General features: G+C 74.4%; 23 protein-coding genes and 2 pseudogenes. 15 read left to right on the top strand and 10 right to left on the bottom strand.

Annotated elements, in window-relative coordinates:
* Positions 1–46: 46 nt before the first annotated feature.
* The 3 genes from ISOVA_RS15045 to ISOVA_RS17445 all read left to right on the top strand — a co-directional run bounded on the left by ISOVA_RS15045 (position 47) and on the right by ISOVA_RS17445 (position 2,342).
* Positions 47–1,036: a helicase domain-containing protein gene (locus ISOVA_RS15045; RefSeq protein WP_013840051.1), complete on the top strand. Its 990-nt coding sequence runs from the start codon at positions 47–49 to the stop codon at positions 1,034–1,036.
* Between the two features lie 111 nt (positions 1,037–1,147).
* Complete coding sequence (locus ISOVA_RS15040; RefSeq protein WP_013840050.1) at positions 1,148–2,164, top strand: glycoside hydrolase family 43 protein; 1,017 nt, start codon at positions 1,148–1,150, stop codon at positions 2,162–2,164.
* Positions 2,165–2,210: 46 nt separating this feature from the next.
* Positions 2,211–2,342: a hypothetical protein gene (locus ISOVA_RS17445; protein WP_261376369.1), complete on the top strand. Its 132-nt coding sequence runs from the start codon at positions 2,211–2,213 to the stop codon at positions 2,340–2,342.
* A 13-nt stretch (positions 2,343–2,355) separates the two neighbouring features.
* On the opposite strand, the gene ISOVA_RS15035 is transcribed toward ISOVA_RS17445, so the two are convergent.
* Complete coding sequence (locus ISOVA_RS15035; RefSeq protein WP_013840049.1) at positions 2,356–2,871, bottom strand: MarR family winged helix-turn-helix transcriptional regulator; 516 nt, start codon at positions 2,869–2,871, stop codon at positions 2,356–2,358.
* Positions 2,872–2,963: 92 nt separating this feature from the next.
* Between ISOVA_RS15035 and ISOVA_RS15030 the strand changes: the two genes are divergently transcribed.
* Positions 2,964–5,234 (top strand): LLM class flavin-dependent oxidoreductase, encoded by a 2,271-nt coding sequence (locus tag ISOVA_RS15030; RefSeq protein ID WP_013840048.1) that lies wholly within the window; start codon positions 2,964–2,966, stop codon positions 5,232–5,234.
* 7 nt (positions 5,235–5,241) lie between these two features.
* Here ISOVA_RS15030 and ISOVA_RS17045 read toward each other — a convergent pair whose 3' ends face one another.
* Entirely contained in the window at positions 5,242–5,469 is a 228-nt protein-coding gene (locus tag ISOVA_RS17045; protein ID WP_221927825.1) for a hypothetical protein, read from the bottom strand.
* Positions 5,445–5,633: pseudogene (locus ISOVA_RS17720) on the bottom strand (isocitrate lyase/phosphoenolpyruvate mutase family protein); the annotation flags it as partial. The pseudogene ISOVA_RS17720 and the gene ISOVA_RS17045, both read right to left, overlap by 25 nt.
* Before the next feature lie 32 nt (positions 5,634–5,665).
* Here ISOVA_RS17720 and ISOVA_RS17715 point away from each other — a divergent pair.
* A pseudogene (locus ISOVA_RS17715) lies at positions 5,666–5,908 on the top strand (VOC family protein); the annotation flags it as partial.
* A gap of 25 nt (positions 5,909–5,933) precedes the next feature.
* On the opposite strand, the gene ISOVA_RS15015 reads toward ISOVA_RS17715, so the two are convergent.
* A complete protein-coding gene (locus ISOVA_RS15015) occupies positions 5,934–6,788 on the bottom strand; it encodes an HAD family hydrolase (protein ID WP_013840047.1) in 855 nt (284 codons plus the stop codon).
* A 246-nt stretch (positions 6,789–7,034) separates the two neighbouring features.
* Between ISOVA_RS15015 and ISOVA_RS15010 the strand changes: the two genes are divergently transcribed.
* From ISOVA_RS15010 to ISOVA_RS14995, 4 genes are all read left to right on the top strand, one after another.
* Entirely contained in the window at positions 7,035–7,841 is an 807-nt protein-coding gene (locus tag ISOVA_RS15010; RefSeq protein ID WP_143762148.1) for a hypothetical protein, read from the top strand.
* 145 nt (positions 7,842–7,986) lie between these two features.
* Positions 7,987–8,682: a response regulator transcription factor gene (locus tag ISOVA_RS15005; RefSeq protein WP_233275918.1), complete on the top strand. Its 696-nt coding sequence runs from the start codon at positions 7,987–7,989 to the stop codon at positions 8,680–8,682.
* Complete coding sequence (locus ISOVA_RS15000) at positions 8,682–10,055, top strand: sensor histidine kinase (RefSeq protein WP_013840044.1); 1,374 nt, start codon at positions 8,682–8,684, stop codon at positions 10,053–10,055. The genes ISOVA_RS15005 and ISOVA_RS15000 overlap by 1 nt, the downstream gene beginning before the upstream one ends.
* Positions 10,052–11,023, top strand: a complete 972-nt coding sequence (locus ISOVA_RS14995; RefSeq protein WP_013840043.1) for a TAXI family TRAP transporter solute-binding subunit — start codon at positions 10,052–10,054, stop codon at positions 11,021–11,023. The genes ISOVA_RS15000 and ISOVA_RS14995 overlap by 4 nt, the downstream gene beginning before the upstream one ends.
* A 4-nt stretch (positions 11,024–11,027) precedes the next feature.
* Here ISOVA_RS14995 and galE read toward each other — a convergent pair whose 3' ends face one another.
* A complete protein-coding gene (gene galE, locus ISOVA_RS14990; protein WP_013840042.1) occupies positions 11,028–12,164 on the bottom strand; it encodes a UDP-glucose 4-epimerase GalE in 1,137 nt (378 codons plus the stop codon).
* A 139-nt stretch (positions 12,165–12,303) separates the two neighbouring features.
* On the opposite strand from galE, the gene ISOVA_RS14985 reads away from it, so the two are divergent.
* A complete protein-coding gene (locus ISOVA_RS14985) occupies positions 12,304–13,857 on the top strand; it encodes a SulP family inorganic anion transporter (protein ID WP_013840041.1) in 1,554 nt (517 codons plus the stop codon).
* 38 nt (positions 13,858–13,895) lie between these two features.
* Here the strand turns inward: ISOVA_RS14985 and ISOVA_RS14980 are convergent, their stop codons facing one another.
* On the bottom strand, positions 13,896–15,302 hold the full coding sequence (locus tag ISOVA_RS14980) for an HNH endonuclease signature motif containing protein (RefSeq protein ID WP_013840040.1): 1,407 nt from the start codon (positions 15,300–15,302) through the stop codon (positions 13,896–13,898).
* A gap of 81 nt (positions 15,303–15,383) precedes the next feature.
* On the opposite strand from ISOVA_RS14980, the gene ISOVA_RS14975 reads away from it, so the two are divergent.
* The 4 genes from ISOVA_RS14975 (at position 15,384) to ISOVA_RS14960 (ending at position 19,312) form a co-directional block, all read left to right on the top strand.
* Positions 15,384–15,710, top strand: coding sequence for an ArsR/SmtB family transcription factor (locus ISOVA_RS14975; RefSeq protein ID WP_013840039.1), 327 nt, complete (start codon positions 15,384–15,386; stop codon positions 15,708–15,710).
* Positions 15,707–16,588 (top strand): cation diffusion facilitator family transporter, encoded by an 882-nt coding sequence (locus ISOVA_RS14970; RefSeq protein WP_013840038.1) that lies wholly within the window; start codon positions 15,707–15,709, stop codon positions 16,586–16,588. Before ISOVA_RS14975 ends, ISOVA_RS14970 begins: the two co-directional genes overlap by 4 nt.
* Before the next feature lie 84 nt (positions 16,589–16,672).
* A complete protein-coding gene (locus tag ISOVA_RS14965; RefSeq protein ID WP_013840037.1) occupies positions 16,673–18,772 on the top strand; it encodes a heavy metal translocating P-type ATPase in 2,100 nt (699 codons plus the stop codon).
* A 108-nt stretch (positions 18,773–18,880) separates the two neighbouring features.
* On the top strand, positions 18,881–19,312 hold the full coding sequence (locus tag ISOVA_RS14960) for a hypothetical protein (RefSeq protein ID WP_013840036.1): 432 nt from the start codon (positions 18,881–18,883) through the stop codon (positions 19,310–19,312).
* A gap of 67 nt (positions 19,313–19,379) precedes the next feature.
* Here the strand turns inward: ISOVA_RS14960 and ISOVA_RS14955 are convergent, their stop codons facing one another.
* On the bottom strand, positions 19,380–19,667 hold the full coding sequence (locus tag ISOVA_RS14955) for a hypothetical protein (protein WP_013840035.1): 288 nt from the start codon (positions 19,665–19,667) through the stop codon (positions 19,380–19,382).
* An 81-nt stretch (positions 19,668–19,748) separates the two neighbouring features.
* Between ISOVA_RS14955 and ISOVA_RS14950 the strand changes: the two genes are divergently transcribed.
* The gene (locus ISOVA_RS14950) at positions 19,749–20,753 is read left to right on the top strand and encodes a LacI family DNA-binding transcriptional regulator (RefSeq protein WP_013840034.1); all 1,005 of its coding nucleotides are present in this window, start codon (positions 19,749–19,751) and stop codon (positions 20,751–20,753) included.
* 10 nt (positions 20,754–20,763) lie between these two features.
* On the opposite strand, the gene ISOVA_RS14945 is transcribed toward ISOVA_RS14950, so the two are convergent.
* Genes ISOVA_RS14945 through ISOVA_RS14935 form a run of 3 tightly spaced genes read right to left on the bottom strand, consistent with a single transcriptional unit; the run spans position 20,764 to position 22,723 of the window.
* Positions 20,764–21,690, bottom strand: coding sequence for a cation diffusion facilitator family transporter (locus ISOVA_RS14945; protein ID WP_013840033.1), 927 nt, complete (start codon positions 21,688–21,690; stop codon positions 20,764–20,766).
* A 23-nt stretch (positions 21,691–21,713) separates the two neighbouring features.
* Positions 21,714–22,379: a cation diffusion facilitator family transporter gene (locus tag ISOVA_RS14940; protein ID WP_013840032.1), complete on the bottom strand. Its 666-nt coding sequence runs from the start codon at positions 22,377–22,379 to the stop codon at positions 21,714–21,716.
* On the bottom strand, positions 22,376–22,723 hold the full coding sequence (locus ISOVA_RS14935) for an ArsR/SmtB family transcription factor (RefSeq protein ID WP_013840031.1): 348 nt from the start codon (positions 22,721–22,723) through the stop codon (positions 22,376–22,378). The genes ISOVA_RS14940 and ISOVA_RS14935 overlap by 4 nt, the downstream gene beginning before the upstream one ends.
* Between the last annotated feature and the right edge of the window lie 21 nt (positions 22,724–22,744).

Genomic DNA, 22,744 nt, shown 5'->3' with positions numbered 1-22,744 from the left:
CGCAGAATCGCTGGCCCGAGCCACGACCTGCGGAGGCGGCAGCCCCATGAACCCCCTGACCACCAGCGCGTTCGACCTCCCCGACCGTCTCGCCCACAAGGGCGACCCCACGCTGGTCGCCGACGACGCGCGCCACTTCGCGGCGATCGCGCGCACCCGCGACGAACCGCGACGCCGGGCGTTCGCGCAGAACACGGACCTCGTGCGGGCGTTCCACCGGGCGTGGCCGCTGCTCGACGCCGCACGCCGACGCCTCGGCGACCCGGAGAGCGCCCGCCGCCGACGCACGGACGAGGCCACGATCGCGGCCCGGCAGGAGCGCATGGCCGACGTCGTCGAGGACCTGATCCGCACCGACGACAGCGAGCTCGGCGTCATGCAGATGCTCCGCGGCCAGGACCTGCAGGACGCGCTCGTCGACCGGGACGCGCTGGCGGCGGCGCCCCAGGACCGGCTCGCCGGCCCGTTCGCGCACGTCGTCGTCGACGAGGCGCAGGAGCTCACCGACGCCGAGTGGCAGATGGTCCTCGGCCGGTGCCCGTCCCGCAGCCTCACCGTGGTCGGTGACCGCGCCCAGGCCCGGCACGGGTTCGCCGGGTCGTGGCACGAGCGGCTCGCGCGCGTCGGTCTCGACCAGGTCCGCATCGCCCACCTGACCGTCAACTACCGGACACCGGCGGAGGTCATGGCCGAGGCGGAGCGGGTCGTCCGGATGGCGCTCCCGGACGCCAACGTGCCGACGTCGGTCCGCAGCACCGGCGTGCCGGTGACGTACGGCTCGGCCGACGACCTGCGCGCCGTCCTCGACGCCTGGCTCGCGGAGCACCACGAGGGCACGGCGTGCGTGATCGGCGACCCGGCGTTCGTCGAGGAGCCGCGCGTCCGGTCGCTCACCCCGGAGACGGCCAAGGGCCTCGAGTTCGACCTCGTCGTGCTCGTCGACCCCGACGCGTTCGGCGACGGCGTCGAGGGTGCGGTCGACCGCTACGTCGCCATGACCCGCGCGACGCAGCGGCTCGTGGTCCTCTCGCACTGACGCCGGCGAGGGGTGTGACCACGCCCACATCGGACGGACGGATGCTCGAGCACGGGTTTACATCGATTACCGTGGTCCGTCGCGTAGCCCAGACGAGGGGAACCCAGACCGATGACGGACCAGATCGGCGTCAACCCGATCGTGCTCCAGCGCGCCGACCCGTGCGTCCTGCGGCACGACGGCCGGTACTACTTCACCGGCTCGTACCCGCTCTACGACCGCATCGTGCTGCGTCGCGCGGACCGGCTGGAGGACCTCCAGGCGGCGCCCGAGGTGACGATCTGGGAGCGGCACGAGGACGGCCCGCAGTCGCACCTCGTCTGGGCCCCGGAGATCCACCGCGTCGACGGACGCTGGTACGTCTACTACGCGGCCGCGCCCGACGAGGCCGTGACCGCCGACGGCCCCGGCGTCGACGACACGTTCAACCACCGGATCTTCGTCATCGAGTGCGCCGACGACGACCCGCTCACGGGCACGTGGGTCGAGCGCGGCCAGGTGGACACCGGGTGGGAGTCGTTCGCCCTCGACGCGACGAGCTTCGTGCGCGACGGCGTCCAGTACCTCGTGTGGGCGCAGCAGGACGCCGCGGTCAAGGGCCACTCCAACCTCTACATCGCGCGCATGCGCAACCCGTGGACGCTCGACGGCCCGGCCGTGATGCTCAGCCGCCCCGAGCACGACTGGGAGATCCAGGGCTTCTGGGTCAACGAGGGCCCGTCGGTCCTCCAGCGGAACGGCCGGCTCTACCTCACCTACTCCGGCTCGGCCACGGGCATCGAGTACGCGATGGGCGTGCTGACCGCCGACGCCGACGCCGACCTGCTGGACCCGGCGTCGTGGACCAAGAGCCCCGAGCCGGTGTTCGTGAGCGATCCGGCCGCCGGCCAGTACGGACCGGGCCACAACTCGTTCACCGAGACGCCGGACGGCGACGTCGTCCTCGTCTACCACTCCCGCACGTACACCGAGATCACGGGCGACCCGCTGTACGACCCGAACCGCCACGCGTGCGCGCAGGTGCTGCCCTTCGACGCCGACGGCAATCCCGTGTGGGGCACGCCGCTGCCGACGACGCGGCCCACGCCCACCTCGACCGACGTCCTCGACCCGTCCGGAGAGTTCTGATGAGCACCGCCGCAGCCGTGACCCAGCCCGGTGCTGGGTCGAGCTCATGACGCGGCTCGCGCTCGAGCACGGCGTCGGCACGTTCGTGCTGTCCTCGGACGACCCGGACGAGATCCGCGCGTACGGCGAGGAGGTCGCCCCCGCCGTGCGTGCCGCCGTCGCGCGCGAGCGCGGGTGAGCGGCCGGGCCGGTCAGCCGCCCTCGGCGTCGAGGAACCGCGCGACGATGCCGCACGGGTCGTCGCCGGGCGCGGCGGCCGTGGCCGCCCTGGCGAGGAGCGTGCGCAGCGCGTCCCGGTCGGCCGGCTCGAGCCCTTCGAGCAGCTGCTCCTCGGCCGCCGCCACGCGGGCGTCGAGGTCGGCGAGCACCCGCCGCCCGTGCTCGGTCGCGACGACGCGTCGGGCGCGCCGGTCGGCCGGGTCCTGACGGCGCTCGACGAGGTCGCACTCGACGAACCGGTCGAGCAGGTACGTCATGACCGTGCGGTCGATCCCGAGCATGCTCGCGAGCGCCGCCTGGGTCGGCGGGCTGTCGTGCACGACGGCCGCGAGCACGCGGTAGCCGCGCGGGCCGTGGGGGAGGTCGGCGGTCACGGCCTCGACCCGCGTGCTCCACTCGCGCAGCAGCGCGGCGAGGGCCCAGCCGAGCACGGTGCTCGACGTGACCTGGGGCGGGGCGGCCGGCGGTGCGCCGGCGTCTGCGGTCATGGCTCCAGACTACGCGGGAATGCGACGACGTGCTGATGAGTTGTGAGCAATATTGTCTGTTCGGCAGACGATCGGCGGACAGAGAGGCACACATGACCGACTACGGCCACGACCTGGCGTTCGGCACCTTCATCACCCCGCAGAACGCGGACCCGCACGCCCCGGTGCGGCTCGCCCAGCTTTCCGAGCAGGCCGGGCTGGACCTGGTGACGTTCCAGGACCACCCGTACCAGCCCACGTTCCACGACACCTGGACGCTGCTGTCCTGGGTCGCGGCCCGGACCGAGCGCGTGACGCTCTCGGGCAACGTGCTCAACCTCCCGCTGCGGCAGCCCGCGGTGCTCGCGCGCGCGGCGGCCTCGCTCGACCTGCTGTCGGGCGGCCGGGTGGCGCTCGGCATCGGGGCCGGTGCGTTCTGGGACGCCGTCGCCGCCATGGGTGGGCCGCGGCTCACGCCGGGCGAGTCCGTGCAGGCGCTCGAGGAAGCCATGGAGATCGTCCGCGGCATCTGGGACGCGCGCGAGCGCCGTCCGCTGCGCCTCGACGGCGAGCACCACCGCGTCGCGGGCGCCAAGCGGGGCCCGGCACCCGCGCACGACATCCCGATCTGGGTCGGCGCGTACAAGCCGCGCATGCTCCGGCTCGTCGGCCGGGCGGCCGACGGCTGGCTGCCGTCGCTCGCCTACCTCAAGGACGGCGACCTCCGCCGCGGCAACGCGATCGTCGACGAGGCGGCGCAGGAGGCCGGCCGCGACCCGTCCGAGGTGCGTCGCCTGCTCAACGTGGGCGGCGCCGTCCTGCCGTCCCGCCAGGGCTTCCTCCAGGGCCCGGTCGAGCAGTGGGTCGACGAGCTCACGGCGCTCGCGATCGAGGACGGCGTCGGCACGTTCGTGCTCGCGAGCGACGAGCCGCGGCTGATCGAGGTCTTCGGCGAGGAGATCGCGCCGGCGGTCCGCGAGCAGGTCGCCCGGGAGCGCTCCGCGTCGGGCACCGTCCCGGCCGCGGCGCGCCGCGGCGCCCGTGCCCTCGCGCTCCGCCGGCCGGGCATCGACTACGCCGCCGTGCCGGCGTCGCTCGCCGCGACCGCCGTCGAGCCGGGCGACCGGGAGTACCCGGCGGTGCGGCACAACTACCTGCGTGCCGGTGCGCCCGGCATCGTGCTGCGACCCCGGACGACCGAGCAGGTCGTGGAGGCGTTGGCCTACGCCCGGGCCCAGGACGTGCCGCTCGGCGTGCGCTCCGGCGGGCACGGCATCAGCGGCCGCTCGACCAACGACGGCGGCGTCGTCATCGACCTCGGCGGCCTCGACCGGATCGAGGTCGTCGACGGCGCGACCCGGCGCGTGCGGCTGGGCGCGGGTGCCACGTGGGGTGCCGTCGCGGAGGCGCTGCGGCCGCACGGCTGGGCGATCAGCTCGGGCGACTACGGCGGCGTGGGCGTCGGCGGGCTCGCCACGACGGGCGGCGTCGGCCTGCTCGGGCGCGTGTTCGGGCTCACGATCGACCACGTGGTCGCGGCCGAGGTGGTGACCGCCGACGGTCGGGTCCTGCACGCGTCGGCGGACGAGAACCCGGACCTCTTCTGGGGGCTGCGCGGCGCGGGCGCCAACCTGGGGATCGTCACGTGGGTCGAGGTCGAGGCCATGCCGCTCGGCGACGTCGTCTACTCGCGCATGACGCTCGACGCGACCGACACCGCAGGGCTGCTCGAGCGGTGGGGGGCTGCCGTCGAGCGGGCGCCGCGCGAGCTGACGAGCTTCCTCATCCTGTCGCCCGGGCGTCGCGGCGACGGTCCCGTGGCCCAGCTCATGACCGTGCACGCGAGCGACGACACCGACGCCGCGGTGCGCGAGCTCGAGCGGCTCGCCGACGCCGGACCCGTGCTCGCGCACGAGGCCTACCTCGTCCCGTACACCGGCGTCGTGCAGCGCGTGCCGAAGGACCACGCGGGCGGGGGAGACCCCGCCGTGCGCTCGGGCCTGGTCGAGCACCTCGACCCCGACACGAGCCGCGCGTTCGAGAAGCTCGCGGCCTCCGGAGTCCCGTACTTCCTGCAGGTGCGGGCGACGGGCGGCGCGGCGCACGACGTTGCACCCGACGCGACCGCGTACCCGCACCGGCACCAGAACTTCGTGCTCACCGCCATGGCGGTGTCGCAGGACCGCATGGACGCCGTGTGGGACGCCGAGATGGCGCCGCACACCGACGGGCTGTACCTGTCGTTCGACACCGACACGCGGCCCGAGCGCCTGGTCGACGCGTTCGGGGAGCCCGGCCTGGCCCGCCTGCGCCGGCTCAAGCGCGAGTACGACCCGCAGAACGTGTTCCGCTCGAACTTCCCGATCCCGCCCGCGGACGACTGAGGGCTGGTCAGACGCCGAACGCGCGGGGCATGACCTCGCGTGCCGACCCGGTGCGGTCGAGGAACTCGACGTCGCCGGCGAGCAGCTCGCGGGCCGCGGTGACGAGCGCGCTGAGTGCGTTCCAGGCGAACGTGCCGCCGACGGAGATGGGGCGACGCCCGCGTCGGCGAGCTCGCCCGGCGTCGGGCCGCCCGCCAGGAGGAGCACGTTGACGGGCAGGTCCACCTCGCGGCACACCGTGGCGACGTCGTCGAGGTCGCGCAGACCCGGCGCGTAGAGGACGTCGGCGCCCGCCTCCTGGTAGGCCTGCAGCCGGGCGATCGTGTCGGGCAGGTCCGGCCGTCCGTGCAGGTGGTTCTCGCAGCGGGCGGCGCTGACCGGGACGTCGACGGCGGCCACGAGCGCGGCGGCGTGCGCGAGCGCCTCGTCGCGGTCTCGACCGCGTCGCAGTCACCGCCGTCCAGTCCGTCGACGACACGCCGCGCTACCACCTCGACTTCGAGACGGACGACCTCGACGCCGAGAACGCTCGGCTGACCGCGCTCGGCGGCGTCGAGGTCGGGCGCTGGCTCGACTGCCGCACGCTGCGAGTGCCGGGCGGGCACCTCGTGTGCGTCATCCCCGTGCACAGCGACCCCGAGGAGTTCGCGGCGCACGCGCGCGTGTGGCCCTGAGCGCGAGCTGGTCGACCCCGCGCGGTCAGTCGTCCAGGAGGTGCTCCAGCACGGTGAGGACGCCGGCGTCGGCGTTGCTCGGTGCGGTGAAGCGCGCCCGCTCGAGGACCTCCGGGTGGGCCCCGGCCATCGCGAACGACCAGGTCGCGGCGTCGAGCATCGGGACGTCGTTGAGGTAGTCGCCGAACGCGACCGTCTGGGCGGGCGTGACGCCGAGAGCCTCCTGAAGCGTCCGGACGGCGACGCCCTTGTCGACGCCGCGGTTCATGACGTCGACCCAGTGCCGGCTCGAGACGACGACCTGGTGCGTCTGGCGGAACCGCTCGAGCGTGGGCAGCGTGCCGGCTTCCGCGTCCGCCGCGTCGTAGACCGCGACCTTGAGCACCTGGTCGCGGGTGGCGAGGACGTCGTCGACCACCTCCAGGCGTGCGTAGTAGGCGCTGACGTGGTCGAGGAACGCGGCGTCGGACCGCTCGACGTACGCGCAGCGCCGGCCCGCGACGACGGCGCCCACGTCGCGCGAGCGCGCGAGCCCGCGGACCGCCGTGACGACGTCGGACACCGCGTCGTGGTCGAGGGCGTCGGACGACACCTCCTCGCCGCCACGCGTCACGAACGCGCCGTTCTCGGCGATGATCACGAGGTCCTCGAGCACGCCGGGCCGGTCGAAGGTCCGGGCGAGCGTCGCGTGCTGCCGGCCGCTGGCGGGCGCGAACGCGACGCCGCGCTCGCGCAGTCGCTCGAGCAGCGGCCAGAGTCCGTCGGGCACGTCGCCGTCGGGCGTCAGCAGCGTGCCGTCCATGTCGGTGACCACGAGCCGGACGTCCACGGGTCCGGTGGGCAGCTGCAGGTGCTCGGTGTCGGGCGTGGTCGAGGGCATGGAGGCGGCTCCGGAGGAAAGATCACGATTTGTCCACAACTCCGGGTGATCGGTGGACAAGCCCTGTTCTGACCAGGTGCTTTGTGCTTGGATGAGGCGCTGGCGAGAGCGCTCGCGACCGCCACCCCGATCCCCGCTGCTGTGAGGCCCCCAGTGAATCATGCTCGCCGTCGACGCACGCTCGCGTCGACCCTCGTCGGAATCCTCGTCGCCGCCTTCGCGGCCGTCGGTCTCTCCACCGCCCCCGTGTCGGCCCAGCCGGCCGAGCGTGGCCCGGTCGAGCGGATCACGTACTGCCACGCCACGGGCAGCGAGACCAACCCCTACGTCCTCATCACCACGGCGGACCGTGCCTTCTACCAGGCCGGGCACGTCGACCACCCGGGCGACGTCTACCCGCCGAACCAGTACGACGCCGACGGCCAGGGGCTGAACGGCGCCGACTTCGAGGACGGCGGTCAGGAGTTCATCGACAACGGCTGCGCGGACGTCCCCCAGGAGGAGTTCCCGGAGGTCCTCGTCGACTTCCTCGAGTGCCCCGAGCCCGGGGTCGTCGGCGTCATCACGGTCGAGGTCGTCGACGCCGCTGGCTACACGGTGACCGTGTCGATCGACGGCCAGGAGTTCGTCGTCGAGGACTACGACAAGTTCGTGGTCGAGGAGGCCGGCGAGTACACGGTCTTCGTGACGTTCGCGGGCGAGGAGCAGCTCGAGCCGATCGAGCTCACCTTCGACTTCCTCGAGTGCGAGGTCGAGCCGTCGCCGAGCCCGTCGGTGTTCGTGTCGCCGTCGCCGTCGCCCTCCGTGCCGGTGAGCCCGTCGCCGGAGCCGTCGGAGGAGCCGAGCCCGGAGCCCACGCCGAGCGAGACGCCGTCGACCGTGGTCAGCGAGGAGCCGTCGGCCTCCCCGTCGCCGAGCGTCGTCGGCCAGGGCCCCGACGAGCTGCCCCGCACGGGCGCGTCCGTCGGCGGCCTGATCACCGGCGTGCTGCTGCTCCTCGGTGCGGGCGGTGGCCTGGTCTACCTGGCCCGCCGTCGCGCGACGCAGGGCTGACGCGTCCGACGCGGGTCTGACACCGCGCGAGCGCTGGACGAAGGGCGCCCCGGCTCCGGCCGGGGCGCCCTTCGTGTCCCGGACGCCCCGGTGCACCTCACGCCCGTCCGCTACCCTCGGGCGCGTCGGAACGATCAGTGAGGTCGTGCACGTGCAGCTGTTGGTGGTCGAGGACAACGAGCACGTCGCGGGCGCGCTCGTCTCCGTGCTGGGCCGCCACGGCTACGAGGTCGTGTGGGCGCCGGACGGCGGCACGGCCCTCGACGAGCTGAACCCGCGCACGGACCTCGTGCTGCTCGACCTCGCCCTGCCCGACATGGACGGCTTCGAGGTCTGCCGCCACATCCGGCGCGTCTCCGACGTCCCGATCATCATGGTCACCGCCCGGACCCAGCTCGACGCCCGCATCCGCGGCCTCGAGCTCGGCGCGGACGACTACGTGACCAAGCCCTACGACGTGCGCGAGGTCCTCGTGCGCATCGACGCGGTGCTGCGCCGCGGCCGCTCGCGCGAGTGGGACGGCCGGCACGACGCCGCGCAGGTCGCCGTGCAGGGCGTGCACGTCGACATGGCCGCCCGCGAGGTGCGGCGTCCCGATGGCACGTCCGTCTCGCTGACGCGCAAGGAGTACGACCTGCTCGCGCTCCTCGTTCGCCACCGCGGGAGCGCGCTCACGCGCGAGCGCATCCTGCGCGAGGTGTGGGGCTCGAGCTGGAAGGGCCTGGGCCGCACGCTCGAGGTCCATGTCGCCTCCCTGCGGCGCAAGCTCGGCGAGCCCGACGTCGTCGAGACGGTCCGCGGCGTCGGGTACCGGGTCGCCGGCGACGGGGACGACGCCTGATGCGGCGCCGGCTGGCCGTCATCCTGTTCGTGCCGTCCGTGCTCGTGCTGCTCCTGCTCGGCATGGCGCTCGCGAGCAGCGTCGCGCGCGCGAACCAGCAGGAGCTGTTCCTCGACCGCCTCGGCGACGCGAGCTACCTCGTCATCACGGCGCGTCAGTCCCTGCTCTCCGACGACCCGACGATCGTCTCGGGCGACCTCGAGCGGTACCGCGAGGTCTACGGGATCGGCGCGGCCGTCGTCGACCAGGCCGGCGTCACGTGGGCCACCAACGGCCTCGAGGTCCAGGAGGTCGACGAGCGCCTCGTGGCGCTCGCGGGCCGCCGCAGCGAGGTCCGCGAGACCCTCCTGCCGTGGGACGTCGACCGGGTCGTCGTGGCCGAGCCGGTGTTCCACGGCGGCGACATCGTCGGCGCGGTCGTCACGGCGTCCGACGCCGGGAGCCTGTCGCGGGGCATCTGGCTCACGTGGGGCATGCTCGCCGCCGCGGGGCTCGTCATCGTGCTGCTCGCGATCGCCGTCGCGCACCGGACCGCGGGGTGGGTGCTGCGGCCCGTCGAGGCCGTGGACCGGGCGATGGGCGAGATCGGGCACGGCCGGCTCGAGGCGCGCATCCCGCCGTCGGCCGGCCCGCCCGAGCTGCGCCGTGTGATCGCGCGCTTCAACGACATGGCGGGCCGCGTCGAGCACCTCATGCGGCGGCAGCAGGAGTTCGTGTCCAACGCCTCGCACGAGCTGCGCAACCCCCTCAACGCGCTCATCCTCCGCGTCGAGGACCTGGCGCTGTCCGCCCCGCCCGAGCACGCGACCGAGGTCGCGCACGTGCGGGCCGAGGCGGTGCGGATGGCGCACATCCTCGACGCGCTGCTCCTGCTCGCCGACGACGCGAAGCTCGGCCGGGGCGCCGAGGCGCTCGACGTGGCCGAGGTCGTGCGCCGCCGGGTCGAGAGCTGGCGGCTGCTCGCGGTCGACCAGCGCGTCGAGCTCACGGCGCCCGACGACGACACGTGGGTCGTCGCGAACCAGATCGTGCTCGAGTGCGCGTTCGACGCCGTCATGGACAACGCCGTCAAGTTCTCGCCGCGCGGCGGCCGGCTCGACGTCGAGGTCACCGCCGCGGACCACGACGGGAGCGGCTTCGTCGAGGTCGCGGTGCGCGACCACGGGCCCGGCGTGCCGCCCGAGGAGGTCGCGCACCTCACGGAGCGGTTCTGGCGCTCGCCCGGGCACAGCACGGTCAAGGGCTCGGGCCTCGGGCTCGCGATCGCCTCCGAGCTGCTCGCCACGGGCGGCGGCGGCCTGCGCATCGACCTGCCCGACGACGGCGGGTTCCGCGTGCGTCTCGTGCTCCCGCGCGGCGAGGACGAGGCATGAGCCGCGGGGTCCGGCGGCTGCTCGCGGCGGCCGTGGCGCTCGCCGTCCTGCTCGTCGCCGGGTGCCTCGCGGGCGACCGCCGCGACCCGTGGGCCGGCCAGCGCCCCGAGACGCTCGTCGTGGCGACCGGGGGCGCGTCGGGGATCTACCACGGCTACGGCGCCGGCCTGGCCGAGGTCCTCGACGAGCGGTACGGGATGTCGGTCGAGGTGCTCGAGACCGGCGGGTCGGTCGAGAACCTCCGCATGCTCGCCGACGGCCGCGCACAGGTCGCGTTCAGCACCGCCGACGCCGTCGGGGACGCCGTGACCGGCTCGGGCTCGTTCTCGGGGCCCATGCCGCTGCGCGCTCTCGCCCGCGTCTACGACGACTTCATCCACCTCGTGGTCCCCGCGGACTCCGACATCGAGGCGATCGAGGACCTGCGGGGGCGCGACGTCTCGCTCGGTGCGCCGGGCTCCGGCACGTCGCTCATCGCGTCACGCCTGCTCGAGGCGGCCGGGATCGACCAGCGAGCGCTGCGCGGGCAGTCGCTGGGGATCGCACGCTCGATCGAGGCGCTGCACGCGGGCGACGTCGACGCGTTCTTCTGGTCGGGCGGCCTGCGCACCCCGGGCATCACCCAGCTGTCCGAGGAGCTCGACGTGCGCCTCGTGCCGCTCGGCGACCTCGTCGACGAGGTGCGTGCTCGCCACGGGTCCGGCTACCGCCACGGCGTCGTCCCGGCGGGCATGTACGGGCTGCGGCGCGACGTGCCCACGCTCGCCGTGCCGAACTTCCTCGTGGTGCCCGCGGACATGCCCGATCCGGTCGCGCACGGGCTCGTGGCCACGCTGTTCGACGCGCGCTCGCGCATCGCGGCCGAGGTCCCGACCGCGTCGCAGCTCGACCGCGTGCGGGCGATCTTCACCGAGCCGGCGGACCTGCACCCGGGCGCGCTGCGGTTCTACCGCGAGACGAAGCCCTGAGCCGTCACCAGAACGGGCCGTTCTCGGCGCCCTGCAGCAGGCGCAGCCGGTGCCCGACGCCGCCTCGCCACGGGGTCTCGGGCGTCGCCGCGAGCGGGTAGCCCTCGGGGTTGCGGCGCTGCCAGCGCCAGTGGTCGGTGCAGATCTCCGGGAGCCCGCGCGTCGCCGTCCACCCGAGCTCCTCCCCCGCGCGCGAGACGTCGAGGTACGACACGGCGGCGTCGCCGGGCCGGCGCGGGAGCACCCGGTACGGCAGCGTGCGGCCCGTCGCGGCCTCGAAGGTGCCGACGAGCGACAGCACGCTCGTCGGCCGCCCCGAGCCGACGTTCCACGTCGAGAGCGGTCGCCCGACGTCGTCGAGCGCCTCGAGCGCCGCGACGTGCGCGGCCGCGACGTCGGTCACGTGGACGTAGTCGCGCACCGCCGTTCCGTCGGGCGTCGGGTAGTCGCCGCCGAAGACGTCGAGATGGTCCCTGCGGCCCTGCGCGACCTGGGTGATCGCGTGGAGCAGCCCGCGCGTCGTACCGCCGAGGTCGTCGCCGAGCCGCCCGGACGGGTCCGGGCCGACGACCGTGGCGCAGCGCAGCACCCCGACGCGCAGCGAGGGCTCGGCCGCCCCCGCGACGTCGCGCAGCACCTGCTCGTTCATGAGGTGGGCGCGGCCCAGAGGGGCGATCGGCGCGAGCGGCGAGTCCTCGTGCGCCGGCGCGTCCACGGCGTCGTACACCCGTCCGGACGACGACAGCACGAGGCGCGGGACGCCGTACCAGGCCATGCAGCGCAGCAGCGTGAACGTCGTCGTCAGGTTGGTCTCGTAGCAGTGAAGGGGCCGCGCCACGCTCGTGTGGGCCGTCCGGACGCCGGCGAGGTGGACGACGGCGTCGAACCGCTCGGCGTCGAACAGTCGCTCGAGCATGTCGATGTCCGCGACGTCGTACGCGTGCACGGGCACGTGCCGGCCCGTGAGCTCCTCGACGCGCGAGACCGCCGCCGTGGTTCCCCGCGAGAAGTCGTCCACCACGACCGGGTCGTGCCCGGCCTCGATCAGTCGTAGCACCGTGGGCGCCGACGTAGCCAGCACCTCCGGTGACCAGGACGTGCATGCCTTCCACCCCGCCTCGTCGCCCCCCGTGGCGACCATGATGGCGGCTGCCCGGCGTCGAGCGCTGCGCACTTGAGGTTTCCCTGAGGGTCGCGGGGGTTAAACTTGGCGCCGCTCCGGCTCCCCTTTCATCGTGCGCAGCGTCGCGTGCCGTCCGTCCCACCGTGAGGAACGCTGCGTGCCGAACGACTCCCGCATCGCCCTGCCCGACCCTGCCCCCGAACCGCTGCCGGTCACCGGCGCGCCCGAGGCCGACGTCTCCGGCTCGTTCCGCGCGGCCTTCCGCTCCGTGCGGACGCTGCGCACCGAGGTCCTCGCCGGCCTCGTCGTCGCCCTGGCGCTGATCCCCGAGGCGATCGCGTTCTCGATCATCGCGGGCGTCGACCCGCGCGTCGGACTCTTCACGTCGGTCACGATGGCGGTCACGATCGCGTTCGTCGGCGGCCGGCCCGCGATGATCTCCGCCGCGACGGGCGCGATCGCGCTCGTCGTCGCCCCCGTCGCCCGGGACCACGGGCTCGACCACCTCGTCGCGACGGTCCTGCTCGGCGGCATCATCCAGGTCGTGCTGGGTGTGCTCGGCGTCGCCAAGCTCATGCGGTTCGTCCCGCGCTCGGTCATGGTGGGCTTCGTCAACGCGCTGGCGATCCTCATCTTCCTCTCGCAGGTGCCGCACCTCGTCGACGTGCCGGTGGTCGTCTACCCGCTCGTCGCCGCCGGCCTGGCGATCCTGGTGTTCTTCCCCCGCCTGACGAAGGCCGTGCCGGCGCCGCTCGTCGCGATCGTCCTGCTCACGCTCGTGACGGTCGTCGCGGAGCTCGCCGTCCCGACGGTCGGGGACGAGGGTGAGCTGCCGGAGTCGCTGCCGTCGCTGCTGCTCCCCGACGTGCCGCCGACGCTCGAGACGCTGCAGATCATCGCCCCGTACGCGCTCGCGATGGCGCTCGTCGGGCTCATCGAGTCGCTGCTCACGGCCACGCTGGTCGACGACGTCACGGACACGCACTCGAACAAGACCCGCGAGTCGTGGGGCCAGGGCGTCGCCAACATCGTCACGGGTTTCTTCGGCGGCATGGGCGGCTGCGCGATGATCGGCCAGACGATGATCAACGTGAAGGCGTCCGGCGCCCGGACGCGCCTGTCGACGCTGCTCGCCGGCGTGTTCCTGCTGATCCTCGTCGTCGGGCTCGGCGACCTCGTCGGCATCATCCCCATGGCGGCGCTCGTCGCGGTCATGATCATGGTCTCGGTCGGCACGTTCGACTGGCACTCGGTCCGGCCGTCGACCCTGCGCCGCATGCCGCGCTCCGAGACGCTCGTCATGGCGTCGACCGTCGTCGTGACGGTGTGGACGCACAACCTCGCGTACGGCGTCGTGGTCGGCGTGCTCGTCGCGACCGTGCTCTTCGCGCGGCGGGTCGCCCACCTCACGTCCGTCACGCGCCTCGACGCGAGCGACGACGACGACCAGCGCGTCTACGCGGTCGAGGGCGAGCTGTTCTTCGCGTCGTCGAACGACCTCGTCCACCAGTTCGACTACTCGGGCGACCCGCGGAACATCGTCATCGACATGACGCGGGCGCACGTGTGGGACGCCTCGACCGTCGCCGCGCTCGACGCCGTGCGCACCAAGTACGAGGCGCGCGGCAAGACCGTCACGGTCGTGGGCCTGAACGACGACAGCGCGCAGCGTCTCGAGCGTCTCGCGGGGAACCTGGGCGCGGGCCACTGAGCGGCCCCTGAGCACAGGCCCCTGAGCCCGGGCGCCGCTCAGAACGGCGGCGGCCCCGGGTCCCGCAGGAGCTCGCCCGAGGTGTCGACCGGTGGCGCGACGGCGTCGTGGTACGTCCGCCCGGCGGGTGACGTCCACCGGAGCGTCCCGTCGGGCAGCTGCCGGGCGTGCCAGCGGGTCTGGTGCTTGAGCACGTGATGACGGCGGCATAGGTGCGCGAGGTTCGCGGCCGTCGTCGTGCCGCCCGCGGCCCACGCCGTGGTGTGGTCGACGTCGCTCGCCCGCGCCGGTCGGGAGCAACCGGGGAACCGGCAGGTGCCGTCCCGTGCCTGGAGGTAGGCGCGCAGCGCCGCGGGCACGGTGTAGGTGCCGGCGTCGGTCGTGAGCACGCGGCCGGACACCGGGTCGACGAGCAGCCGGCGCAGCGACGGCGCCCCGGCCGCGAGCACCGCCGCGGTGGCCGGGTCGACCGGCCCGTGGCCCTCGAGCTCGGCCGGGACGTCGGTGCGGCCCAGCAGCGCGAGCACGGGCACGGTCACGCTGACGCGCGGGGTGATCCGGCGGGCCTGGTCGGCGAGGTCGGGCACGAGCCCGGACTCCAGCTCGCGCGCGAGCGTGCCCGCGCCGTCGCCGGCCGTAGGGACGCCGACGAGCAGCAGCGCCGCGAGCGCGTCAGCGCGCAACTGGTCGAGCGTGCGCCCGTCGCCCGCCGTCCGCGCCTGACGTGCCGTGGCGTCCAGACGGTCGGCGATCGCGTGCGCGGTCGTGGCCGGGAGGTAGGCGGTGAGCCAGGCCATCCCGTCCGCTCCCGGGTCGACGTGCACCGCGCGCTTCGCGGACGCCCGCTCGTGGCGGACGTCCATCGGCTCCGGGTGCACGCGATCGCGGGCGCGGCGCAGGTGCCGACGGAACGCGGACGGCGTCGCGGCGCGGGCGCAGGTCAGCGCCTCGGCCTGGACCTCGGCGCGGGCGCGACCGTCCGGGACGTCGGCGAGCGTGTCGGCCATGGCAGTCGCGATCGCGGCCGAGAACTCGCCGCGGCAGAGCGCCGCGAGCGTGGCCCGGCCGTGGGCGGTCAGGGTACGAGCGGTGTCGACGAGGTGGCCGGCCTGCCGCTCGGAGAGGCGCAGTGCGGCCGCGACGTCGGCGACGAAGGCGCGCAGCGCGAGCTGGTGGCGACGCGACGTCCCGGCACGGGCCAGCTCGGGGTCGTCCTGGGCGAGCAGGTCACGCTCGCACCGCATCGCCGCGCGCCGCGCCTTCTCGAGCGCGAGGAGCTTGCGGCCCTCGAGCGCGTCGATCTCGGCCTGCAGGGCCACCGCCTCGTCGATCGCGGCGCTCACGGCGTTCACCGACGGCGGACCCGGCGGCGGGGACGCGAGCGCGTCGAGGTCGTCGATCGTGACGACCGCCCCGTCCCGCTCGCGGACCACCGTGTCGAACATACGTTCGATGCTACCCGCGGCCGATCGGCCCGGCAAGGGGAGTGCATGGCCTGTGGACGATGAGGCGCGCCACCGGCCGGGGTGCTGGAGTCGAGCCTTCCGCTTGCCTCCGACTCGCTCCTGGCCGACCCGACGCGCGTGCGCATCATCCTCGCGCTGCGCGACGAGGAGCTGTCGGTCAACCATCTCGCCGACATCGTCGACAAGTCGCCCACGGCCGTCTCGCAGCACCTCGCCAAGCTGCGGTGGGGACGCATCGTCACGGCGCGCCAGGAGGGCAACCGCGTCTTCTACTCGCTCGTCGACGAGCACGCGCGCACCCTCGTGGCCCAGGCCGTCTACCAGGCGCAGCACGCGGTCGACGAGCGGCCCGCGCACCACGACGGCCATCCCGGACCGCGCGCATGACCGGCGTCGAGCACGCGCACCCCGCGGGGTTCCGCGGGTGGCTGCACGAGGTGTTCGTGCCGCACTCGCACGACGCCGCCGACTCGGTCGACGGCGCGCTCGAGGCGAGCGCGCAGGGGATCCGCGCGGTCAAGGTCAGCCTGCTCGTGCTCGGCGCGACCGCGGTCGCGCAGCTCGGCATCGCGCTCGTGAGCGGGTCGGTCGCGCTTCTGGCCGACACGATCCACAACTTCTCGGACGCGCTCACGGCTGTGCCGCTGTGGATCGCGTTCGTCCTCGGCCGTCGCGCGGCGACGCGGCGGTACACGCACGGCTTCGGACGCGTCGAGGACCTCGCCGGGCTGTTCGTCGTGGCGATGATCGCCCTGTCGGCCGTGGTCGCGGGCGTCGAGTCGGTGCGGCGCCTCGCCGACCCGCAGCCGCTCGAGCACCTCGGATGGGTCGCCGTGGCCGGCGTCGTGGGGTTCGCGGGCAACGAGGCCGTCGCGGTCTACCGCATCCGCACCGGTCGGCGCATCGGGTCGGCGGCGCTCGTCGCCGACGGCGTGCACGCCCGCACCGACGGCTTCACCTCGCTCGCGGTGGTTCTCGGCGTGCTCGGCGTGTCGCTCGGCTTCCCGCAGGCCGACCCGATCGTCGGCCTGCTCATCACCGCCGCGATCCTCGTGCTGCTGTGGGGCACGGCCCGCGACGTCGGGCGGGTCGACGACGTGCGCCTGCGCTGGTCGGGTCACCGCCTCGTGGTGCAGGCGCGGCTCGGCGTCGCGCCCGCGCTCACCGTGTCCGACGGCGGACGGGTCGCCGCCGACGCCGAGGCGAGCGTCCGCGCCGCCCTGCCGTCTGTGGGGCGCGTCGACCTCGCCCTCGTGGCGGCGTAGCCGGGCGGGAATACTCGGCAGGGAGCTCCGGTTCTGGCGCGATATACCCCCTGGGGGTATCGTCAGGACGGAGGGGAAGGTGCCATGAGGACCGAAGAGCACACGCGGCACCACCAGCACCACGAGCACCACCAGCACGACCACCAGGATCACGGCGGGGCCGGGGCGCCCGCCGAGCACGCAGGACACGCCGAGCACACGGGGCACGGCGGGCACGGCGGCGGCCACGGGGACCACGTCGCCGAGTACCGCCGCCTGTTCTGGACCATGCTCGTGCTGGCCGTCCCGGTCGTCGCGTTCTCGCCGATGTTCGCGATGATCCTCGGCTACGAGCTGCCCGACGCCGCGTGGGTCCGCTGGGTCTCGCCCGTTCTCGGCACCGTCGTCTTCGCCTGGGGCGGCCGGCCCTTCCTCGTCGGGGCGGCGTCCGAGCTCCGCGCGCGGCGCCCCGGCATGATGCTGCTCGTCGGGACCGCCATCACGGTCGCGTTCGTCGCCTCGGCCGGCGCGAGCCTCGGCCTGCTCGACCACCAGCTCGACTTCTGGTGGGAGCTCGCGCTGCTGGTCGTGATCATGCTGCTCGGCCACTGGATCGAGATGCGCTCGCTCGCGCGGACGACGTCGGCGCTCGACTCGCTCGCGGAGCTGCTGCCCGACGAGGCCGAGCGCGTCGACGGCGACCAGGTCGCCGTCGTGCCGCCGTCGGACCTCCGGGTGGGCGACGTCGTCCTCGTCCGCCCGGGCGGCCGCGTCCCGGCCGACGGCCGCGTCGTCGACGGCCGGGCCGAGATGGACGAGTCGATGATCACGGGGGAGTCGCGCACCGTGACGCGCGGCGTCGGCGACCAGGTCACGGCCGGCACCGTGGCGACCGACTCGGGCCTGCGCGTCGAGGTGACCGCGACCGGCGACGACACGGCGCTCGCGGGCATCCGCAAGCTCGTGGCCGACGCCCAGGCGTCGTCGTCGCGCGCGCAGCGGATCGCCGACGTGGCCGCGGGATGGCTGTTCTGGTTCGCGCTCGGCGCGGCCGCCGTGACCGCCGTCGTGTGGTCGTTGCTCGGGCTGCCCGACGCCGCGGTCGTGCGGACCGTGACCGTGCTCGTCATCGCGTGCCCCCACGCGCTCGGCCTGGCGATCCCGCTGGTCGTGTCCATCGCGACCGAGCGCGCCGCCCGGGCCGGCGTCCTGGTCAAGGACCGGCTCGCCCTCGAGAGCATGCGCACGGTCGACGTGGTCCTGTTCGACAAGACGGGCACGCTCACGCGCGGCGAGTCCGCCGTCGTCGACGTCGCCACGACCGGCGACCTCGACGCCGACGCGGTGCTGGCGCTCGCGGCGGCCGCCGAGTCGGACAGCGAGCACCCGCTCGCCCGCGCGATCGTCGGCGAGGCCGGCGCTCGCGGCCTGTCCGTCCCGCGCGCGGGAGGCTTCGCCTCGGCGCCCGCGGTCGGCGTGACCGCGACGGTCGACGGACGCGAGGTGCGCGTCGGCGGCCCGCGGCTGCTCGAGGAGCGCCGCCTCGAGGAGGTCCCCGAGGCCGCGGCCTGGCGCGGCGAGGGCGCGATCGTGCTCCACGTGGTGCGCGACGGCGCGGTCATCGGTGCGCTGCGCCTCGCCGACCAGGTGCGGCCCGAGTCCGCCGACGCCGTCGCGCAGCTGCGGGCGCGCGGCATCGACGTCGTCATGATCACCGGTGACGCGGAGGCCGTGGCACGCTCCGTCGCGCGCGAGCTCGGGATCGACCGGTACTTCGCGGGGGTGCGGCCCGAGGACAAGTCCTCGACCGTGGCCGCGCTCCGGCGCGAGGGCCACCGTGTGGCGATGGTCGGCGACGGCGTCAACGACGCCCCGGCGCTCGCGCAGGCCGACGTCGGCATCGCGATCGGCGCGGGCACCGACGTCGCGATCGGGTCGGCCGGGGTCATCCTCGCCGGCGACGACCCGCGTGCCGTGCTGTCCGTCGTCGACCTGTCGCGGGCGAGCTACCGCACGATGAAGCAGAACCTCTGGTGGGCCGCCGGGTACAACCTCGTGGCCGTGCCGCTCGCGGCAGGCGTCCTCGCGCCGGTCGGGTTCGTCATGCCGATGTCGGTGGGCGCGCTGCTCATGTCGCTGTCGACCGTGGTCGTGGCGCTCAACGCGCAGCTGCTGCGCCGACTCGACCTGCGACCGTCGCGCTGAGCCTCACCCGGGTGAAACGGACGCCGCCGGGTCCTGAACGGGGCCCGGCGGCGTCTTCTCGTGCGGGCGTCGCCGACGCCCGCACCAGACGACCGAAGAGGACACACCATGAGGAAGAGCTTCCGGATCGGCGCCGTCGCCGTGGCCGGCGTGGCCACCCTGGCGATCGCGCCCGGGGCGATGGCGCACCACTGTTACAAGACCGAGTGGCAGGAGGCGGCCTACGCCCAGGTCCGGTCGGGGACCCCGTGGATGCCGATGACCGAGTTCGTCGGCGTCGTCATCTCGCAGTTCCCCGGCGCGACGCCCGAGTGCCTCGCGCACGCCGGCGAGTGGACGCAGGCGTGGCTGACGGCCAACGACGTCGACGCCGAGCCGCTGATCCACATGCGCGCCACGGCGGGCGGCGGGGCGCACGACCGCAACGGCAAGGAGCTGCCGTCGATCTCGTACCTCGACGACGACGACTTCGGGTTCCTCGTCGGCCAGATCTTCTCCGAGGCCGACTGCGCCGGCATCGAGTTCCCCGAGATGCACTGAGGCGCCACCGACCACGACGACGGGCACGCCGGTCCGCGACGGGCCGACGTGCCCGTCGTCGTGCGGGTCAGAGGAACGGGTCGGACCGGTCGATCGTCGAGCCGGACCTGTCGGACGCCTCGTGGCCCGCCGGCCGCGGGCGTGCGCGGCGCAGCCCGTTCACCAGCACGAGCGACGACGCGACGACCGCGACGACGGCGATGCCGACGAACACGGCGAGCGGGATGACGCCCATCGCGAGCAGGACGACGCCCGCCCCGAGGATCGGCGCCTCGACCATGGCCAGCGTCAGGAGGGTGGACGCCGGGATCGCGGGGCCCGTGGCGGTCGCGTCGTCGCGCGTGTCGTCGCTCATGGCCGTGAGCCTAGGGCCCAGGGCCAGGGGCCGGGCGACGACGGTGGTAACTTCGCCGCGGGATCCAGGAGGTGAACGGTCGTGCGCGAGTCGAGCGTGACCATCCACGACGTCGCGCGCCACGCGGGCGTGTCGGCGGCGTCGGTGTCGAACTACCTCAACTGGCCGGACCGCCTCTCGAACCGGATGAAGCGCCGCGTCGAGGCGTCGATCGCCGAGCTGGGCTTCGTCCCCAGCATGCCTGCGCGCCAGCTCCGGCGGCAGCGCAGCGGCATCGTGGGGCTGTCAGTCGTCAACGCCTCGAACCCCTACTTCGCGGGCATCGCGACCGCCGTGGAGAAGGTCGCGGCCGACGCCGGGCTCGCGGTCGTCACGGGCAGCTCGCACGAGTCGGCGGCCCAGCAGGAGCAGTTCCTCACGCTCTTCGAGCAGCTCCGGTTCGACGGCGTCGTGGTCGCCCCGTCCGACGACGAGCTCGAGCCGCTGCGCCGGCGGCGCGAGCGCGGCACGCCCGTCGTGCTCGTCGACCACGACGACCCGGAGCGCCGGCTGTCCTCCGTCTCGATCGACCACCGCGAGGGCGGCCGGCTCGCCGTGCGGCACCTGCTCGCCGCCGGCCGGCGACGTCTGCTGTTCGCGGCGGGTCCGGAGGGTGTGCGGCAGGTGCAGAGCCGTATCGACGGTTGCCACGACGTCGTCGCCGCGGTGCCGGGCGTCGTGCTCGAGGTCGTCCGCTCGGCCGACCTCGACCTCGAGGTCGGCCAGGACGTCGGGCACTGGGTTGCGGGGCTTCCCGCGGACCGCCGGCCCGACGCGGTCTTCGCGGGCAACGACCTGCACGCGATCGGCATCGTCAACGCCCTGACGCGGGCTGGCGTACGGGTGCCCGACGACGTCGCGGTCGTGGGGTACGACGACATCCCGTTCGCGGCGATGGCGGCCGTCCCGCTCACGACCGTGCGGCAGCCCATCGCGCAGATCGGTGCCGCCGCCGCGCGGCTGCTGCTCGACGAGATCGCCGAGCCCGGCCGCGAGCCGCGCGACGTCGTCTTCCCGCCCGAGCTGGTGGTGCGCGCGAGCACCTGACGCCGGGTCGCTACTCGTGCGTCGGGTGCTCGTGCTCGGGGTGGGTGTGCGGCTCGACCTGGAACGTCGAGTGCTCGACCGGCACGGCGAAGTGCGTGGCGACGCACTCCTGGAGCTCGTCGAGGATGCGGCCGGCGTGCCCGTCGGTGAAGCAGTCGGCGTCGACGACGACGTGCGCGCTGAGCGTGGGCAGGCCCGTCGCGATGAGCGAGGCGTGGACGTCGTGCACCGACCGCACGTGGTCGACGCGCAGCAGGTGGGTCCGGACCTCCTCGAGGTCGAGGCCCGGGGGAGTGGACTCGAGCAGCACGCTCGACGTCTCGCGCAGCAGGCGGAACGCCCGCGGCAGGATGAGCGCGCCGATCGCGAGCGCCGCGACCGTGTCGGCGCGCTGCCAGCCCGTCGTCGCGATGACGACGGCGGCGACGACGACCGCGACCGACCCGAGCGCGTCGTTGAGGACCTCGAGATAGGCGGCGCGAAGGTTGAAGGTCGCCGACCGCCGTCCGGCGAGCACGAGGAGTGCCGCCACGTTCCCGGCCAGGCCGATCACGCCGAAGACCACCAGCTCGGTCGACGGGATCTCCGGCGGGTGCGCGAGCCGCCGGACACCCTCGACGACGACGAACACCCCGACCGCGAGCAGGACCGCCGCCTGCGCGAGCGCGGCGAGCACCTCGGCCCGGCGGAACCCCCAGGTGCGCCGGGGCGACGGTGGCCGGAGCGCCAGGTGCGCCGCGAACAGCGCGAGCCCGAGCCCGCCCGCGTCGGTGAGCAGGTGCGCGGTGTCGACCAGCAGCGCCAGGCTCCCCGTGACGGCGGCACCGACCACCTGTGCGACGACGATCGCCGCCGTGATCCCGAACGCGACGGCCAGCCTGCCCCGGTGGTCACCGGGGCCGTGGCCCGCTCCGTGCGCCGCGTGGTCGTGCCCCATGGGACCAGTCTCCGGCACGGACGTCAGTCGGCGTCCTCGACGAGCTCGCCCTCCCACGCCTCGCGGCCCTCGTGGACGGCGAACGCGGCGATGACGAAGCCGGCGACGGGGTCGAGCCAGGCCGCGCCGGTGAGCTCGAACGCGACCAGGCCGGCGAGCGTCGAGACCGACAGCAGCACGCAGATCCGCGTCTCGGCGGCGTCGGCGAGGACGAGCGGGTCGTTCCCCAGGGCGCGGCCGACGCGGGTCTTGGCGGCGGCGAGCACCGGCATGACGACCAGTGACGCGATGAGCACGCCGATGCCGACCGGGGAGGAGTCCGGCGTCTCACCGGTGGCGAGCGACCGGACGCCCTCGACCGTGACCCACGCCGCGAGCAGGAAGAACGTCACGGCGACGAGCCGCAGCGCGCGGCGCTCGCGGCGCTCGTCGCGCTCGCTCGGTTCCGTGCGGCCGGAGCGCAGCCGCGCCGCGAGGCGCAGCGCGACAAGCACGGCGGCGACGGACTCGATCCCCGAGTCGACGCCGAACCCCACGACCGAGACGAGGCCGGCGGCGAGCCCCGTGGCGATCGCGACGACGCCCTCGACCACGTTGTAGGCGACGGTGAACCGCGCGAGCCGCAGGCCCCGGCGGGTGAGCGCCACGGTCGTCGTGGCCGGGCGGGCGGGGCGCGCGGGCGTCGTCACGCGGCGTCCTTCTCGGCGGCGGTCGCGCACGTGCAGTCGGGCCCGCAGCAGCCGGGGTCGACGACGAGCACGAGCCCGAGCAGGTCGCCCAGCGCACGGGCGAGGCGCTCGTCGGCCAGCCGGTACTCGGTGCGGCGGCCGTCGGGCCGCCCGACGACGAGCCCGCACCCGCGCAGGCACGCGAGCTGGTTGGACACGACCTGCCGCGAGACGCCGAGCGCCTCGGCGAGGTCGGACGGGTAGGCGGGCGCGGTCCGCAGCGCGAGCAGGATCCGGGTCCGGGTCGGGTCGCCGAGCGCGTGGCCGAGCCTGGCGAGCGCGGCCGCGTGGGTCAGGGTCGTCACGAGGCCAACAGTACACGGAAG

Origin of the sequence: Isoptericola variabilis 225 (assembly GCF_000215105.1) — a bacterium.
GTDB lineage: Bacteria > Actinomycetota > Actinomycetes > Actinomycetales > Cellulomonadaceae > Isoptericola > Isoptericola variabilis_A.
This window is presented reverse-complemented; position numbering and strand designations above follow the sequence as displayed.